Source organism: Halopseudomonas sp. SMJS2, assembly GCF_029866945.1.
Classification (GTDB): Bacteria; Pseudomonadota; Gammaproteobacteria; order Pseudomonadales; family Pseudomonadaceae; genus Halopseudomonas; species Halopseudomonas bauzanensis.
This window is the reverse complement of sequence record NZ_CP123445.1, coordinates 3,108,755-3,124,270: the sequence shown is the minus strand read 5'-3', so window position 1 is coordinate 3,124,270 and position 15,516 is coordinate 3,108,755. Positions and strand designations below refer to the sequence as shown.

Below are 15,516 nucleotides of genomic sequence, written 5' to 3'. Positions count from 1 at the left end.
AACCGGCGCGCGGCTGTGTTAAAGTACCGCCCGCGCTCCCCCTCCTGGAAATAATTCATGTCTACTTCTCCTCGGTACTCGCTGATTGCGGGACTTGCCTTGCTTATTGGTTTCAATCTCCGGCCGATCATGGCTGCCATCGGCCCGTTGCTGGAAATACTCCAACGGGATCTGGGCCTCAGCAGTACCCAGGCGGGGCTGTTGACGACATTGCCGGTCGTGCTGATGGGCGTATGCGCTCTTGCTGGTCCGTGGTTGCAGCGCTGGGTAGGGGAGGTGAGGGGAATAGCACTCGGCATGCTGTTGATCACCCTGGCCAGCGCCGCGAGATTCGTGATTGATTCAGGCAACTGGTTGATCGTCTCGGCAGCCGTTGCCGGCACTGGCATCGCCATGGTCCAGGCGCTGATGCCGGCCTGGCTGAAAAGAAACCATCCCGAGCGGGCAGGCTCGCTCATGGGGTTGTTCACCACCGGCATCATGGGTGGGGCGGTGATAGCCGCCGCCGGAGCGGCCCCGGCGGCGGCTGTCGGTGGCTGGCAGCTGGTGCTGGGCATCGCGCTGATTCCTGCCTTGCTGGCCCTGATCGCCTGGATACGCTACGCCGGCGGTCGCGAGCGTACAGCGGACCGTGTGGTGCTGCCCTACCGTAGCACCCGGGCCTGGTACCTGCTGGCCTTCTTCGGCATCGGCACCAGCGCATACACCCTGGCCCTTGCGTGGTTGCCAGCCTACTACATCGACCTGGGATTCACCTCGGTTCACGCGGGTTACCTGCTCGGTACATTGTCAGCCATGGAAGTCGTCGCCGGGCTGGCCGTATCAACCCTGGTGCACCGCTTCCCGGACCGCCGGCCGTTGCTGACCGTCGTCATCCTGTTTGTACTGGCGGGCCTGGGTTGTCTGATTCTGGCGCCCATATCGCTCATGCTGCCGGCCATTGTGCTGCTGGGCCTGGGCATCGGCGCACTCTTCCCGCTGTCTCTGATCGTCACCCTGGACCACGCGGATTCCCCAGCCCAGGCCGGCGCGTTGCTGGCTTTTGTGCAGGGTGGTGGTTATGCCATCGCAGCGTTGATGCCACTCTTGGCGGGCGTCATCAGAGACACCATGGCCTCGCTGGAATGGGCCTGGATCTGCATGGCGGTGGGTGCGCTGGTGGTGCTGGCGATGAGTTGGCGACTGGGAAAAGCGGAGGACGAGGCGGAGGCTGATGCTGTCGCTTCGTTGTAATTCACTGCAACGTCAAAATGGTGGGCCCAGTAGGACTTGAACCTACGACCAATCGATTATGAGTCGACTGCTCTGACCAACTGAGCTATAGGCCCACTTATTACAACAGTCGCGGATTATACGGACTGCGGTTGGCTCTGGCTAGGCTGCTGTGCGGCAGCGGGTGGGGGAGCCTGCAAGGCACCGGGGCACCTTGCAGGCAGGTGAGTTTACTCGCTGATATCGATGCTGGAAATGCGTTCAGCTTCGATCTGCTCTCTGGTAAAGGGCACCCGATGCCAGTTCTTGTCTGCATAGGCTTCGGTGTAGTCAGCGTAGTGCGGGCTGGCCGGGTCGGTGGACTGGGAATTGCTCAGGAAGGTATAGGCTCGTACCGGTTCACCTTCGGGGAAATCCACCACGTGCATATAGGTGTTACGCAGCACGGTAAAGTAGCCTTCCTCGCCCTCGCCACCATATTGGGGGATCTGCTTGCCCGGTTTGAGGAAGAACTGCACCTCACCCAACTTGGCGTTGAGCGGGATATTGGCATCCACCAGTTCCGCAACGGCGCTGGAAAATGCGCTACGAACGGCTTCCTGCACGCTGGTATTGCTACTCAGACCCGCTGGTGTATTGACCGGATCGGCTGCATCGAAGGGCGTGGCATACAGGCTCTGGCCTGGGGCCAGATCTATGTTCATCCAGAAGGCGGTCCAGATATGGGCGCCGACGGCATCGATCTCGCCGGTATTGTTCCAGCTGGCCAGGATCTGGCAGGCCTGCTGCTCGGTGTCGGGCGCACCGGCGTCGCAGACGCTGGCAAGCACTTCGTCCTTCAGCAGTTCAGCGCTATAGACCCGGCTGTTGAGCACGATATCGCGGATGTTCTCGCTGTTGGCCAAATGACCGTTCAAACCATCGGTACCGGCCAGCCGTTCCCTGACCAGGGTGTGACCCATGCGCGTGCGCAGGGTTTGCTGGTAGTTCTCGCGGCCGATGATGCCGTCGAAACCGGTCAGCGGTTGCTCGGGATTGCTCAGCCAGTAGCTGTCGTTCATGTTCGCCACATAGTCGTTGGTGAGCAGGCTGGGCAGCTTGCTGGGGCCGAAGGCGCCAGGCTGCCGCGAATCCCCATCCGTACGCCAATCACACTCGGTACGACTGCCATCCAGTAGCGGCAGGCCTGGTACCAACTGCAACACGATGGGTCCATAAGGCTGAGCCAGGCAGCCGGGCAGCATGCTGTCGGGTACGTTGGGCACAGCGGTGATGTCGGAATAGAGCGCACGATCATCGCCACGACCGATGGCCGTGGTGTTGACCCACGGAATGCCGACGTACTGTCTGGTTATGTCATAGAAATCGGTCAGCGACTCTGCCTGGTTCCAGGCGAAGAAGTTCTCGAAGGCTCGGGTGTTTTCGAGGTTGATATCGCGCAGGGTGAAGGCGGCCTGATCGCTCCAGCCCGGCAGGCCCATGCCTGCCAGGTTGATCATCGGACCGTAGGCCGAGCGATATAGCGTCCGTGAGGCGGGGGCCAGAGAGCCATCGGCTTGCTTGACCTGAACGGTGATCTCGGTGGCCTCCAGCGCTTTCTCCTGGCCATCCTGGATGTAGCGCGTGGGATCGCCGTTCGCCAGCTGTAACTGATAGAGCGTGAAGCGGTAGGCGGTGGAGACGGTATGCGCCCAGGCGATATTGTCGTTGAAGCCCATCTGGATCATGGGTGAGCCCATGATGGAGGCCCCGGAAATATCCAGTTTTCCAGGGATGGTCATGTGGATCTGATAGAAGCGGTCAATGCCCAGGTGAAACCAATGGGGGTTGGCAAACAGCAGGCTCTCACCGGATTCGGTAGTGTCGCTGCCAAAGGCGAAGGTATTGCTGCCGATCCCCTCCTTGCGGCCCAGCTTGAAGCGCTCCGGATCGATATTCAATTCCTGCGGTGCGCTGCGGCTGCGCATTGTGGCCGCGCCGATGGCTGGCGGCTGCGCGCTGGCGATTTCCTGTACCCAGTTGGCACTGCTGGCGGCCAGGTTCAGCCCAACGAGGCGACGCATGAGGTCGTCTTCGGTTACCGTCATCAGCCATTCCTGGTTGCGGCAATCGGCATGGCGACCGGCATGCCCGCCGTCTTGTATTTCGGTTACATAACGGTTGTAGCCTGCGGTAAAGCCGTGCAAAAGGTCACGGACATCCTCGGATTGCGCGTCCTTGAATTTCTCAACCTGTTGATCATCGACTACAAAGCGGAAAAAGAAATCCGCCTCCAGGTTGGGGGGTGAGCCGAAGGTGCTCATCAGCGAGGCGGGTTCATCTGGCCCGAAATAACGTGAGCGTTCGCCACGGAAGGTAAGGAAGGCATCGGCCAGCACACAGAGGTTATCCTCCGCGATGGCGTAACCGTGTCCGTATCCTGCGCCGGCGAAATTGTCGGCGGTGATATGGGGGATGCCGTAGGTGGTGCGTTCGATAGTGGCCTTGTAACTGGCTGGAGGGGGAGCATCGCTACCGCCGCCACTGCTACCGAACTTGCACGCACCCAGCATCAGAAAGGTGCTGATCAATCCTAGTTGAGCGAGACTTCTACGCTGCCTATATTGCTGCATGTTCCTTTCCTCTTATTATTATTCAAACACCCGTTTGGGTGATGCTGCCGAAGCAGAATAAGCGAGGATGGAAGCGCAGCATAGAGCGCAGCCGTAATTTCTTTGGCGGGGAAGTGAATGTTGGAAGCAGAAACGCCCGGCAAGCCGGGCGTTTCTATTGGTACTGCGGTGTGCTTACTCGTCGAGGAAGCTGCGCAGGTGATCGCTGCGGGTTGGATGACGCAGCTTGCGCAGGGCCTTGGCCTCGATCTGACGGATTCGCTCGCGGGTGACGTCGAACTGCTTGCCGACCTCTTCCAGCGTGTGGTCGGTGTTCATATCGATGCCGAAGCGCATGCGCAGTACCTTGGCTTCACGGGCGGTGAGGCCGGAAAGTACTTCGCGGGTCGCTTCCTTGAGGCTTTCCACGGTCGCTGAATCGATCGGCGATTCCATGGCGCCGTCCTCGATGAAATCACCCAGGTGCGAGTCTTCGTCGTCACCGATGGGGGTTTCCATGGAGATCGGCTCCTTGGCGATCTTCAATACCTTGCGGATCTTGTCCTCGGGCATTTCCATGCGCTCGCCCAGCTCTTCAGGGGTGGGCTCGCGGCCCATTTCCTGCAGCATCTGACGGGAGATGCGGTTGAGCTTGTTGATCGTCTCGATCATGTGCACCGGAATCCGGATGGTGCGCGCCTGGTCGGCGATCGAGCGGGTGATCGCCTGGCGAATCCACCAGGTGGCATAGGTCGAGAACTTGTAGCCGCGGCGGTATTCGAACTTGTCCACCGCCTTCATCAGGCCGATGTTGCCTTCCTGAATCAGGTCGAGGAACTGCAGGCCGCGGTTGGTGTACTTCTTGGCAATGGAGATCACCAGACGCAGGTTGGCCTCGACCATTTCTTTCTTGGCACGGCGGGCGCGGGCTTCACCGATCGACATGCGACGGTTGATGTCCTTGACGTCGGCGATGCTCAGCTGGGCGTCTTCTTCCAGTGCGACGAGTTTCTTCTGCGCACGGATGACGTCGGCCTTGACCGCTTCCAGCTCGGCAGCATAGCGCGGCTTGTCGGCCAGCAGGCTGTCGATCCAGGCTTCGTTGGTCTCGTTGCCGGGGAAGCTGCGCAGGAAATCGGCACGCGGCATACGCGCATCCCGCACGCACAGCTGCATGATGGCGCGTTCCTGGGCGCGGATGTTGTCCTGGGTGCTGCGCACGCGAACAACCAGCGCGTCATACTGCTTGGGTACCAGCTTGATCGGCATGAACAGCTGCGCCAGCGCTTCCAGCTCGGCAACGACTTCCGGGCTGTGGCGGTCGTGCTTCTTCAGTGCCTTGCGGACTTTCTGCAGTTGCTCGTTGACCGCGCCGAAACGCTGACGGGCAAGCTCCGGATCCGGGCCGCCATCACCTTCTTCGGCCTCGTCATCGTCGTCCTGCTCTTCGTCTTCTTCGTCTTCGTCGTCGGCCTTCTTGTCATTCTTCGGCTTGGCTGTCTCACCGGGAACGATGGCATTGTCGGTACCGGACATGCCGTCATCGTCAGGGTCGATATAACCACTGAAGATATCCGACAGGCGCCCGCCTTCTTCGGCGATGCGCTGGTATTCGCTGATGATGCCCTCGACGGTGCCGGGGAACATGGAGATGGCCGCCATCACCTCGCGGATGCCTTCCTCTATGCGTTTGGCGATTTCGATCTCGCCTTCGCGGGTCAGCAGCTCGACGGTACCCATTTCGCGCATGTACATGCGCACCGGGTCGGTGGTGCGGCCGATGTCGCTTTCAACGGCGGCCAGAGCGGCTGCGGCTTCTTCCGCGGCGGCTTCGTCGGCGTCATTATCGGCCAGTAGAAGAGCATCGGCATCGGGTGCAGTCTCGAAGACCGTGATTCCCATGTCGTTGATCATGCGAATGATGTCTTCAACCTGTTCTGGATCTGAGATATCCTCAGGCAGATGGTCGTTGACTTCCGCGTAGGTCAAGTAGCCTTGCTCGCGACCGCGGGCAATGAGCTCTTTGAGACGGGATTGCTGTTGCGCTTTTCCGGACATAACAACCCTATGTGGATGCCTTGGTGTGCAAAAAAGGAAGCTGCGGATTATACCCTGAAATCAGGGTGCCTTACCAGTTTGCCTGATTGTCAGTTCTCGGCAGTTGGTGTATGTCTTCTGCCCAGAAGCTCGCGCAGCTGCTGTTTTTCCTCGGCGATGAGTGGCGTGTGGGCCGACTTGTCGAGGAGGTGTTGGATCTGACGGTCGGTTTGTCTTGCCATCAGTGTAGTTATAGTGTCGAAAAACTGTTGTTCAAGGTTGGCACTGGCAATATTCAGTATCCATTCCTTCTCGGCCAGACGATTGAGCTGCTCGCCGAGCGCGGTGCCATGCCATCTTGCCAGCAGTTCGATGGTCGATAGCTGCGGATTCTTCTGCAGGGTGTCGATCAGTGCGATCAGCAGCTGGGCTTCTTCGTCATCCTCATTGGCCAATTGGCTCGCCTGCTTGGCCAGCCCTGCCAGGTGCGGGTGATGCAGCAGGGTGCGGGTCGCGCTCATGACGGGGCTTTCCACGCCGCTGGTGTCGCGCTGGCGTTGGGGTTGGCGGCGGTTGCGGCTGGGGCGCGTAACTGGCGAGCTGTCCCAGTCGGGAGTCTCGTCGTACTGGCGCTCATAGCCTTCCCAGGCATCGTAACCCGGTTCCATGGGCGGTGCGCTGGTCGGCTCGACCGGTGGCGCTGCGGGCAGGCTGTCCAGATCCATGCCGGTGCGCGCTTCCAGGGACTGGCGCAGCAGGCGGCGGAGCAGGCTGCCGGGTACTTGCTCGATCAGGGGGAGCGCCAGGGTTGCCAGATGGGCCTTGCCCTCCAGGCTGTCCGGCGGTGCCTCCTCGGCCAGATGGCGGAACAGGTAGTCGGTCAGCGGCTGGGCCTGCTGCACCATGCGGGCGCGGAAGGCATCGTGTCCTTCGCTGCGGATAAGGCTGTCCGGGTCCTGACCCTCGGGCAGGAACATGAAGCGCACATGGCGACCATCTTCCAGTGCCGGCAGACAGGATTGCAGAGCACGCCAGGCAGCCTGACGGCCGGCGTTATCGCCATCGAAGCAGAACACCACGCTGTTGACGATGCGAAACAAGCGCTTCAGATGCTCTTCGCTGGTCGCTGTGCCCAGGGTGGCGACGGCATTGGTCACGCCATGCTGCGCCAGAGCGATCACATCCATGTAGCCTTCCACGACCAGAATGTCGTCCAGTTGCCTGTTCTGCTTGCGCGCCTCGTACAGCCCATAGAGTTCGCGACCCTTGTGGAACACCGGGGTCTCGGGCGAGTTGAGGTACTTCGGCTTGTCGTCGCCCAGAACTCGGCCGCCGAAACCGATTACCCGCCCGCGGCTGTCGCGAATGGGGAAGGTGATGCGGTCGCGGAAGCGATCGTAGCGCTTGCCACTGTCGGGATTCTCCACCACCAGGCCGGCTTCGATCAGTACCTTTTCCTCGGTATTATCGGTGGCCAGGTGGCCCATCAGGTTGTTCCAGCCGGGCGGTGCAAAGCCGATATCGTACAGCTTGGCTATCTGGCCGGTGAGCCCGCGTTGCTGCAGGTAATCCACGGCGCGCTTGCGCTGGGCATGGTGGCGCAGCTGCTGGCGATAAAAGGCAGCGGCGTTCTCCAGTACCGGGTACAGCGGGCTGTCCTGGCGTGACGGGCGGTTGCCGCCGCGACGGTCGCTGCGCTCTTCGCGGGGTACCTCCACGCCAGCCTGGCGGGCGAGCTCTTCCACTGCCTGGGGAAAGTCCAGGCGTTCGAAGTCCATCAGAAAGCCGATGGCATTGCCCCCGGCGCCGCAGCCGAAGCAATAGTAGAACTGCTTGTCGGGGCTGACGCTGAACGAAGGCGACTTTTCGTTGTGGAAGGGGCACAGCGCAGAGTAGTTCTTGCCGGTCTTCTTGAGTTTCAGGCGCGAGCCGACCACTTCGACCACGTCGGTGCGTCCAAGAAGATCGTCAATGAAACCCTGCGGGATCAGCCCGGCCATGCATGCTGCCTTGCAAAAATGGAGTGGATATTCGGGGTTGGCCCTGAGTCTGCCACAACGGGAACAGGCGTTGGAGCAGGCGGCTATCGGGGCGTGATGATAGCACACGCAGGCAGCACAAAAATCCAGCCATTTCCAGTAATACCAGAAGGCCGGACCAGTGTGCGCTTATTACTTCTGTCCTTATGCCGTTGCGTGGTGCACGCTCGGCGGGCCTGGGATCAGGCCCTGCAGGACATTACAACTGAACTCAGTACAGACGCTCGCGGCGACGGTTTTCGCGCTGCAGCTTCTTGGCGTGACGCTTGACAGCAGCAGCTGCCTTACGCTTGCGCTCGGTAGTGGGCTTCTCGTAGAACTCGCGACGGCGGACTTCAGCCAGGACGCCAGCTTTTTCGCAGGAGCGCTTGAAACGACGCAGGGCCACGTCGAAGGGTTCGTTCTCTTTTACTTTGACGGCAGGCATTTCGTACCTTTCTCAAAAACTGTGGGTAATAGCCCTGACCGTGATCAGAGCGATTGCATTTCAAGGGGAGCGGATGTTACCGCCTTCGGAGAAGAAATGCAAAGGGAGGATGCGTTTGAGGAATCCTCCGCGGCGTGGCGGGGCGATGGTCAGGAAAGGCTGGTCTGAGTGAAGCATGGGCATTATCATGCACGCCTCTTTTCCAAGCTGACCGGCAAACCTGATTCCATGCGTGTTCTGGGTATTGAAACCTCCTGTGATGAAACCGGCGTTGCGCTGTACGACAGCGAGCGCGGCCTGCTGGCGGATGCGCTGTTCAGCCAGATCGACCTGCACCGCATCTATGGTGGCGTGGTGCCGGAGCTGGCGTCGCGGGATCATGTGAAGCGGCTGGTGCCACTGGTGCGTGAAGTGCTGGAGCGTGCCGGTGTGGCGGAGGGCGAAGTGGATGGTATCGCCTATACGGCCGGACCCGGACTGGTCGGTGCGCTGCTGGTCGGGGGTGCCTTCGCCCGAGCCTTGGCGTTCGCCTGGCAGGTACCGGCGCTGGGTGTACACCATATGGAAGGCCATCTGCTGGCGCCCATGCTGGAAGACCGACCACCGGAATTTCCCTTCGTTGCGCTGCTGGTGTCCGGCGGGCATACCCAACTGGTTCGGGTCGATGGCATCGGTCAGTATCAATTGCTGGGCGAATCTCTGGATGACGCGGCGGGCGAAGCATTCGACAAAACGGCCAAGCTCATGGGGCTGCGTTACCCGGGCGGCCCGGAAATCGCCCGCTTGGCCGAGCAGGGGCAGTCGGGTCGGTTCGTCTTTCCGCGACCGATGACCGATCGCCCCGGTCTGGATTTCAGTTTCAGTGGCCTCAAGACCTTCACCCTGAATACCTGGCAGCGCTGTGTCGCGGAGGGGGATGACGGGGAGCAAACCCGCAGTGATGTTGCTCTGGCCTTTGAGCAGGCGGTAGTCGAGACCCTGACCATCAAGTGCCGGCGCGCGCTCAAGGCCACCGGCCTGAAGCGGCTCGTGATCGCGGGGGGCGTCAGTGCCAATCGACGCCTGCGCGCCTCCCTTGAACAGATGGCCGGGGGACTGAAGGGTGAACTCTTTTATGCTCGCACGGAATTCTGCACCGATAACGGCGCGATGATCGCCTACGCCGGTTGCCAGCGCCTGATGGCCGGGCAACAGGATGGGGTGGGGCTGGAGGCACGTGCCCGCTGGCCGCTGGAGCAGTTGCCGTCTATCGTCAGTTGATCAGGACCTGAAACGGTTTTCGGTGCCGGCCAGCAGCCGATCGATGTTCAGCCGGTGGCGCAGCAGAATGATCAACACCATGAGGCTGACCGGTATCTGCAGCTCGGGGCTGTGCCAGGCCAGCCAGGGCAGCAGCACGACGCAGGCGACGAGCGAGGCGAGGGAGGCGATGCTGCGGATGGCAAAGGCACCAAGCCAGGCCAGCGCCGCCACAGCGGCTGCCGGCCATGACAGAAGTAGCAATACACCGGCGGCAGTGGCTACGCCCTTGCCGCCCTGGAATCGGTGATACAACGGCAGGATATGGCCGATCACTGCCGCGAGCCCCACCCAGGCCTGCTGGACCGGTTCCAGCCCTTCGTGCCGGGCCAGCCAGACAACCAGGGCGCCCTTGCCCATGTCGCCCAGCAGGGTGGCCAGGGCCAGCGGGCGATTGCCCAGGCGCAGCATGTTGCTGGCCCCCGGGTTGCGTGAGCCGAAACTGCGTGGATCAGGTTGATGGCGCAGGCGGGCAAGCAGCACAGCGAAGGAAATCGAGCCGAGCAGGTAGGCCACACACAGCAACAGATTGAATTCGATGGTCATGGTGCCCCTGGCCGGGTTGATCGAAAGGCCATTGTAGTCGACATGGGAGAAAACGGTGGATCAGGTGTTCATCAGGGGGTTGGAAGTCGAGACGGTGATCGGCGTCTACGATTGGGAGCGCGGCATCCGCCAGCGCCTGCTATTCGACCTGGACATGGCCTGGGATATCTGCGCGGCTGCCGCGCAGGATGATCTGAGTCTGACGCTGGATTACGCCGCGGTCAGCCAGCGCTTGCTGGCGTACGTGTCAGCGACCGACTTCGAACTGATCGAGTCGCTGGCCGAGCGGGTTGCCGCCCTGGTGATGAGCGAGTTCAGTGTGCCCTGGCTGCGGTTGACCGTCACCAAGCCCGGCGCAGTGAAGGAAGCTGCCGGCGGCGTCGGGGTGGTCATCGAACGTGGAACCCGCAGCGCATGACAGTCATCTACCTGGGCCTGGGCAGCAATACCGACCGCGAGCACCATCTGCGCCGCGGGCTGGATGCCCTGGAGCAGTTGTTGGGGCCGCTGGAACTGTCCCCGGTGTTTGAAAGCGATGCGGTGGGTATTCTTGGCACGCGTTTCTACAATCTGGTGGTCGGGGCGCAGTGCCAGCTGGATCTGGTTGACCTGAACGCTGCACTCAAGGCCATCGAGGCCGCTTGCGGCCGCCGCGAGCAGACCTCGCCGGCGAATTACCCTGGATATCGATATTCTGCTGTACGGTGAGCTGGTCGGGCGACACGACGGTGTGCTGCTGCCGCGCCCGGAGACCCGCCGCAATGCCTTTGTGCTCTGGCCCCTGGCATTGCTGGCTCCGGCGGTGGTGTTGCCAGGCAGTGATACAACCATCGCCACGTTGTGGAGCGAGTGGCGCGGCGAACAGAAGGTCTGGCCGGTGGCTTTCGAGTGGCACGGTCAGACGCTGACGCCTGCTTGGCTGCTGCGTCAGCAGCTGCCCTCTGCCGATCCTGCTCCCGGTAGCGGCGCGGCCTGAACCCTTGTGTCGAGATGGCACTCGACACTCCATAGACCGCTGCGCCGACGCGACTTGCCTTGTGTCAGGAATGCACGGAGTGGCTGCGGGGAGTGGTACGAGCTGGTGCTCGAACCTCCCAGAAGGTGATGGGCTGTCCCTGGGATCGTCGAGCATCAGCTCGATGAGCGTCTTGCCAGCAACTCCGACGCCGCCGTCCCAGCGTCAGCGGGCCGCTCGGCAATACTCCGCCAACAACCGCAGCCGCTCCTGTTCCAGCGCTGCACCCAGCTCCGCGCCCTTGAGTCCCTGTTCCAGTAATGTCCGGACATTAGCTGAGCGCGCCGCTTCGGCAGCACCCCGCAGGTAATCCGGCTGCGGGTATTCGCGCTGCGCCAATCCCGTACGACCACGGGCATCGGCCTCGCATGCACCGAGGAACTGCTCGAACCGCTCCGGCCGGCGATAGATGTCGAAGGCCTTGAACAGCTTGAGCAGGGTACCGGGCTTGAGTTCCAGGGCGCGGTGGCAGTGGGTATGGAATTCGCAGGTCAGCAGCGCCAGCTCCTGACAATCGCGCGGCGCCTTGCAGCGCTGGTTGACGGCCTTGACTGCCGCCAGCCCCGAGCTTTCATGCCCGTGGTGCTTGGGCCAGAACCGTTCCGGTGTGCGGCCCTTGCCCAGATCATGCAGCAGACAGGCCCAGCGCGCGGGCAACGGCAACGCCATCTCGGCGGCCTGGCGCAGTACCAGCAGCACATGCTCGCCAGTATCCACTTCGGGGTGATGCGCCTCGGGCTGTGGCACCCCGAACAGGCAATCCACCTCCGGCAGCAGCACGGCCAGTGCGCCACATTCGCGCAGTACGCGGATAAAGACATCGGGCCGGGTTTCCATCAGCGCACGGCTGATCTCTTTCCAGGTGCGCTCGGCGGTCAGTGCCTGCAACTCGCCGGATTCCGCGAGTTCGCGCATCAGTTGCAGGGTCTCGTCGGCAACGCGAAAACCCAGCGGCGTATAGCGTGCGGCGAAACGGGCCACTCGTAGCACCCGCAAAGGGTCTTCGGCAAAGGCGGGGGAGACATGGCGCAGCAGTCGAGCCTGCAGGTCCTGCTGGCCACCGTAGGGGTCGACGAGCCGGCCAGTGCTGTCCATGGCCATGGCATTGATGGTCAAATCCCGCCGCTGCAGGTCCTGCTCCAGGGTAATGTCAGGCGTGGCATGGAAGGTGAAGCCGCCATAGCCGCGGCCGCTTTTGCGCTCGGTACGCGCCAGCGCGTACTCTTCGCTGGTCTGTGGATGCAGGAACACCGGAAAGTCCTGGCCAACCGGGCGAAACCCGGCCGCGACCATCTGTTCGGGCGTGGCGCCGACCACGACCCAGTCATGTTCATGCCAGGGCACGCCCAGCAGCTGATCGCGGACCGCGCCGCCGACCAGGTAAGTAGTGAGATCTGTTTTCATGGCGCGACTCTAAGTCATTGTGCCCGGCAGGCCAAGACACCGCTGCCAGCAGCTGCGCTTCGAGGACTCAGGGGCCCGCCACCAACTGGCTGGCTCAGATAGGCGGAATATTCATGTCGAAGCGGGGAATGGCCTGCTCGCCACTGGCCGGGCGGGGCGGCATATGGGATTCGCTCTTGACGACATCGCCTTCCATGCTCAGCAGGTGGATGTCGAAACCCCACAGGCGATGCAGATGTTTCAGCATGCGTTCGGTGGTTTCACCCAGAGGCTTGCCTTCGTGTCGCTGGTGGCGCAGGGACAAGGAGCGGTCGCCACGGCGGTCAACCTCCCATACCTGGATATTCGGTTCGTTGTTGCCCAGGTTGTACTGCGCGGCCAGCAATTCACGAACCCGGCGGTAACCGGCATCATCATGAATCGCGGCCACCTCCAGATGGTCGTCCTTCTCGTCATCGATGATGGCGAACAGCTTGAGGTCGCGGATCACCTTGGGCGACAGGTATTGCAGGATGAAGCTTTCATCCTTGAAGGTGCGCATGGCGAACTTCAGGGTTTCCAGCCAGTCACTGCCGGCAATATCCGGGAACCAGTCACGATCCTCGGCAGTAGGGGTTTCGCAGATGCGGCGGATATCCTGCATCATGGCAAAACCGAGGGTATAGGGGTTGATGCCGCTGAACCACTGGCTGTCGAAGGGCGGCTGGTAGATGACGCTGGTGTGCGACTGCAGGAACTCCATCATGAAGCCATCGGTGACCTTGCCCTCGTCATACAGATGATTGAGCAGGGTGTAATGCCAAAACGTGGCCCAGCCCTCGTTCATTACCTGGGTCTGGCGCTGCGGGTAGAAGTACTGCGCTACCTTGCGCACGATGCGTACCACCTCGCGCTGCCAGGGTTCCAGCAGGGGCGCGTTCTTCTCGATGAAGTACAGCAGGTTCTCCTGCGGCTCGGCCGGATAGCGTGGCTCCTCATGCTGCTTGTTATTGGCATCGGGGCTGGTCGGAATGGTGCGCCACAGGTCGTTGACCTGGCGCTGCAGATATTCTTCGCGCTCCTGCTGGCGGCGGCGTTCCTCTGCGGCGGATACCGGGTAGGGGCGCTTGTAGCGGTCCACGCCGTAGTTCATCAGCGCATGGCATGAGTCGAGCAGGTTTTCCACGGCGTCGATGCCATGGCGCTCCTCGCACTGGCTGATGTACTGCTTGGCGAAGACCAGGTAATCGATGATCGAGCCGGCATCGGTCCAGCTGCGAAACAGGTAGTTGCCCTTGAAGAAGGAGTTATGGCCATAACAGGCGTGGGCGATCACCAAGGCCTGCATGGTCATGGTGTTCTCTTCCATCAGGTAGGCGATGCACGGGTCGGAGTTGATCACGATCTCGTAGGCCAGGCCCATCTGCCCGCGCTGGTAGTGCTTTTCGGTATGCAGGAAATGCTTGCCGTAGGACCAGTGGTGATAGCCCAGTGGCATGCCTACCGAAGCATAGGCATCCATCATCTGCTCGGCGGTGATCACTTCGATCTGGTTGGGATAGGTGTCCAGGCCGTAGATGTCATGGGCAATGCGGCCAATCTCGCGGTCATATTCGCGGATCAGCTCGAAGGTCCATTCCGATTCGGTGGAAATGGGCTGACGGGTCATGTGGCCATCCTCTTCTGGAACAGCTTGCGGAACACCGGATAGATATCCCCCGCATCCACGATCTGCTGTTGGGCGAAGCTGTCCGGGAAATGCTCGGCAACCTGTTCATATTCATACCACAGCGCCTGATGCTCGCGCGGGGTGATCTCCACATAGCAGTAGTACTGCATGGCCGGCATGAGCTGGCGGACCAGCAGTTCGCGGCAGATCGGCGAGTCATCGTTCCAGTTGTCGCCATCGGAGGCCTGGGCGCAGTAGATGTTCCACTCGGCGGGTGAATAGCGATCGGCGATGATCTGCTGCATCATCCGCAGGGCGCTGGAAACAATGGTGCCGCCGGTTTCCCGGGAGTAGAAGAATTCCTCCTCATCCACTTCCTTGGCGCTGGTGTGGTGGCGGATGAAGACCACCTCGATGCGCTCGTAGTTACGCTGCAGAAAGAGATAGAGCAGGATGTAGAAACGCTTGGCGATGTCCTTGGTGGCCTGGGTCATCGAGCCGGAGACATCCATCAGGCAGAACATCACTGCCCGTGAGCTGGGGTCGGGTTGCTTGACCAGCAGGTTGTAGCGCAGGTCGAAGGTATCGAGAAAAGGAACTCGGTCGATTCGGGCGCGCAGCTGTTCTATTTCCTCCTCCAGCGCTTTGATGTCCAGCAGGTTGTCCGGCTGCTGCTGGTGCAACAGCTCCAGCTCTTTGACCGCCTCGCGCAGCCGGGCGCGGCTGCCGCCGGACAGGGCGATCCGCCGGGCATGTGCCGAGCGCATGGAGCGGACAATATTGATGCGCGACGGATTACCCTGCTGGCTGATGCCGGCCCGCACCGTGCGGAAAGTGTCGGTACCGGTCAAGTGACGCTTGATCAGGTTGGGCAGGGCCAGATCCTCGAACATGAAGTCGAGGAACTCTTCCTGGGTGATCTGAAAGACGAAGTCATCTTCTCCTTCACCGGAATTGCCGGCCTGACTGCCACCTCCACCGCCGCCACCCCCGCTTTCGGGGCGGGCGATACGGTCGCCGGTAGAGAATTCGCGGTTGCCGGGAAAGACCCGGGTCTGCCGGCCTCCTGGACCGTGGTGGAAAATTGGTTCGTCGATATCCCGGCCGGGGATGCTGATCTGCTCCCCATGCTCGATATCAGTAATAGAGCGGCGGCCTACCGCCTCTTCCACTGCCTTCTTGATATGCGCCTTATAGCGGCGCAGAAAGCGTTGGCGGTTGACCGTGCTCTTGTTCTTGCCGTTCAGACGACGGTCGATCACATAACTCATAGGCCCCTCCGGGGTAGCTCGCGGCTG

11 protein-coding genes, 1 tRNA gene and 1 pseudogene are annotated in these 15,516 nt (G+C 61.4%); 4 read left to right on the top strand and 9 right to left on the bottom strand.

Going from position 1 to position 15,516, the window contains the following annotated elements:
- Window positions 1-57 precede the first annotated feature (57 nt).
- Complete coding sequence (locus tag QAO71_RS14690; protein WP_074777518.1) at window positions 58-1,233, top strand: MFS transporter; 1,176 nt, start codon at window positions 58-60, stop codon at window positions 1,231-1,233.
- 18 nt (window positions 1,234-1,251) lie between these two features.
- On the opposite strand, the gene QAO71_RS14685 is transcribed toward QAO71_RS14690, so the two are convergent.
- The 5 genes from QAO71_RS14685 to rpsU all read right to left on the bottom strand — a co-directional run bounded on the left by QAO71_RS14685 (window position 1,252) and on the right by rpsU (window position 8,306).
- A tRNA-Ile gene (locus QAO71_RS14685) sits at window positions 1,252-1,328 on the bottom strand.
- 114 nt (window positions 1,329-1,442) lie between these two features.
- Window positions 1,443-3,824 carry a penicillin acylase family protein gene (locus QAO71_RS14680; RefSeq protein ID WP_280164761.1) on the bottom strand — a complete coding sequence of 794 codons (2,382 nt, stop codon included), beginning with the start codon at window positions 3,822-3,824 and terminating at the stop codon, window positions 1,443-1,445.
- Window positions 3,825-3,998: 174 nt separating this feature from the next.
- Window positions 3,999-5,861, bottom strand: coding sequence for an RNA polymerase sigma factor RpoD (gene rpoD / locus QAO71_RS14675; RefSeq protein WP_074777523.1), 1,863 nt, complete (start codon window positions 5,859-5,861; stop codon window positions 3,999-4,001).
- Between the two features lie 89 nt (window positions 5,862-5,950).
- A complete protein-coding gene (dnaG, locus tag QAO71_RS14670) occupies window positions 5,951-7,840 on the bottom strand; it encodes a DNA primase (RefSeq protein ID WP_074777525.1) in 1,890 nt (629 codons plus the stop codon).
- Window positions 7,841-8,090: 250 nt separating this feature from the next.
- Window positions 8,091-8,306 (bottom strand): 30S ribosomal protein S21, encoded by a 216-nt coding sequence (gene rpsU / locus QAO71_RS14665; protein ID WP_036989131.1) that lies wholly within the window; start codon window positions 8,304-8,306, stop codon window positions 8,091-8,093.
- A gap of 228 nt (window positions 8,307-8,534) precedes the next feature.
- On the opposite strand from rpsU, the gene tsaD reads away from it, so the two are divergent.
- Window positions 8,535-9,566, top strand: a complete 1,032-nt coding sequence (gene tsaD / locus QAO71_RS14660; RefSeq protein ID WP_280165694.1) for a tRNA (adenosine(37)-N6)-threonylcarbamoyltransferase complex transferase subunit TsaD — start codon at window positions 8,535-8,537, stop codon at window positions 9,564-9,566.
- Here the strand turns inward: tsaD and plsY are convergent, their stop codons facing one another.
- Window positions 9,567-10,151: a glycerol-3-phosphate 1-O-acyltransferase PlsY gene (plsY, locus tag QAO71_RS14655; RefSeq protein ID WP_280164760.1), complete on the bottom strand. Its 585-nt coding sequence runs from the start codon at window positions 10,149-10,151 to the stop codon at window positions 9,567-9,569.
- 55 nt (window positions 10,152-10,206) lie between these two features.
- Between plsY and folB the strand changes: the two genes are divergently transcribed.
- The gene (gene folB, locus QAO71_RS14650) at window positions 10,207-10,569 is read left to right on the top strand and encodes a dihydroneopterin aldolase (protein WP_280164759.1); all 363 of its coding nucleotides are present in this window, start codon (window positions 10,207-10,209) and stop codon (window positions 10,567-10,569) included.
- Window positions 10,566-11,127 (top strand): annotated as a pseudogene (gene folK, locus QAO71_RS14645) (2-amino-4-hydroxy-6-hydroxymethyldihydropteridine diphosphokinase). Before folB ends, folK begins: the two are co-directional and overlap by 4 nt.
- A gap of 204 nt (window positions 11,128-11,331) precedes the next feature.
- Here the strand turns inward: folK and QAO71_RS14640 are convergent.
- From QAO71_RS14640 to QAO71_RS14630, 3 genes are all read right to left on the bottom strand, one after another.
- Window positions 11,332-12,570 carry a multifunctional CCA addition/repair protein gene (locus tag QAO71_RS14640; RefSeq protein ID WP_280164758.1) on the bottom strand — a complete coding sequence of 413 codons (1,239 nt, stop codon included), beginning with the start codon at window positions 12,568-12,570 and terminating at the stop codon, window positions 11,332-11,334.
- A gap of 94 nt (window positions 12,571-12,664) precedes the next feature.
- Window positions 12,665-14,218 (bottom strand): SpoVR family protein, encoded by a 1,554-nt coding sequence (locus QAO71_RS14635; protein ID WP_136868806.1) that lies wholly within the window; start codon window positions 14,216-14,218, stop codon window positions 12,665-12,667.
- On the bottom strand, window positions 14,215-15,489 hold the full coding sequence (locus QAO71_RS14630) for a YeaH/YhbH family protein (protein ID WP_036989138.1): 1,275 nt from the start codon (window positions 15,487-15,489) through the stop codon (window positions 14,215-14,217). The genes QAO71_RS14635 and QAO71_RS14630 overlap by 4 nt, the downstream gene beginning before the upstream one ends.
- Window positions 15,490-15,516 lie beyond the last annotated feature (27 nt).

What these genes read in the sequence shown, in the direction of transcription:
- QAO71_RS14690 (WP_074777518.1), top strand. Translation starts at nt 58, where the DNA reads ATGTCTACTTCTCCTCGGTACTCGCTGATTGCGGGACTTGCCTTGCTT.
- QAO71_RS14680 (WP_280164761.1), bottom strand. Translation starts at nt 3,824, where the DNA reads ATGCAGCAATATAGGCAGCGTAGAAGTCTCGCTCAACTAGGATTGATC.
- rpoD (WP_074777523.1), bottom strand. Translation starts at nt 5,861, where the DNA reads ATGTCCGGAAAAGCGCAACAGCAATCCCGTCTCAAAGAGCTCATTGCC.
- dnaG (WP_074777525.1), bottom strand. Translation starts at nt 7,840, where the DNA reads ATGGCCGGGCTGATCCCGCAGGGTTTCATTGACGATCTTCTTGGACGC.
- rpsU (WP_036989131.1), bottom strand. Translation starts at nt 8,306, where the DNA reads ATGCCTGCCGTCAAAGTAAAAGAGAACGAACCCTTCGACGTGGCCCTG.
- tsaD (WP_280165694.1), top strand. Translation starts at nt 8,535, where the DNA reads ATGCGTGTTCTGGGTATTGAAACCTCCTGTGATGAAACCGGCGTTGCG.
- plsY (WP_280164760.1), bottom strand. Translation starts at nt 10,151, where the DNA reads ATGACCATCGAATTCAATCTGTTGCTGTGTGTGGCCTACCTGCTCGGC.
- QAO71_RS14640 (WP_280164758.1), bottom strand. Translation starts at nt 12,570, where the DNA reads ATGAAAACAGATCTCACTACTTACCTGGTCGGCGGCGCGGTCCGCGAT.
- QAO71_RS14635 (WP_136868806.1), bottom strand. Translation starts at nt 14,218, where the DNA reads ATGACCCGTCAGCCCATTTCCACCGAATCGGAATGGACCTTCGAGCTG.
- QAO71_RS14630 (WP_036989138.1), bottom strand. Translation starts at nt 15,489, where the DNA reads ATGAGTTATGTGATCGACCGTCGTCTGAACGGCAAGAACAAGAGCACG.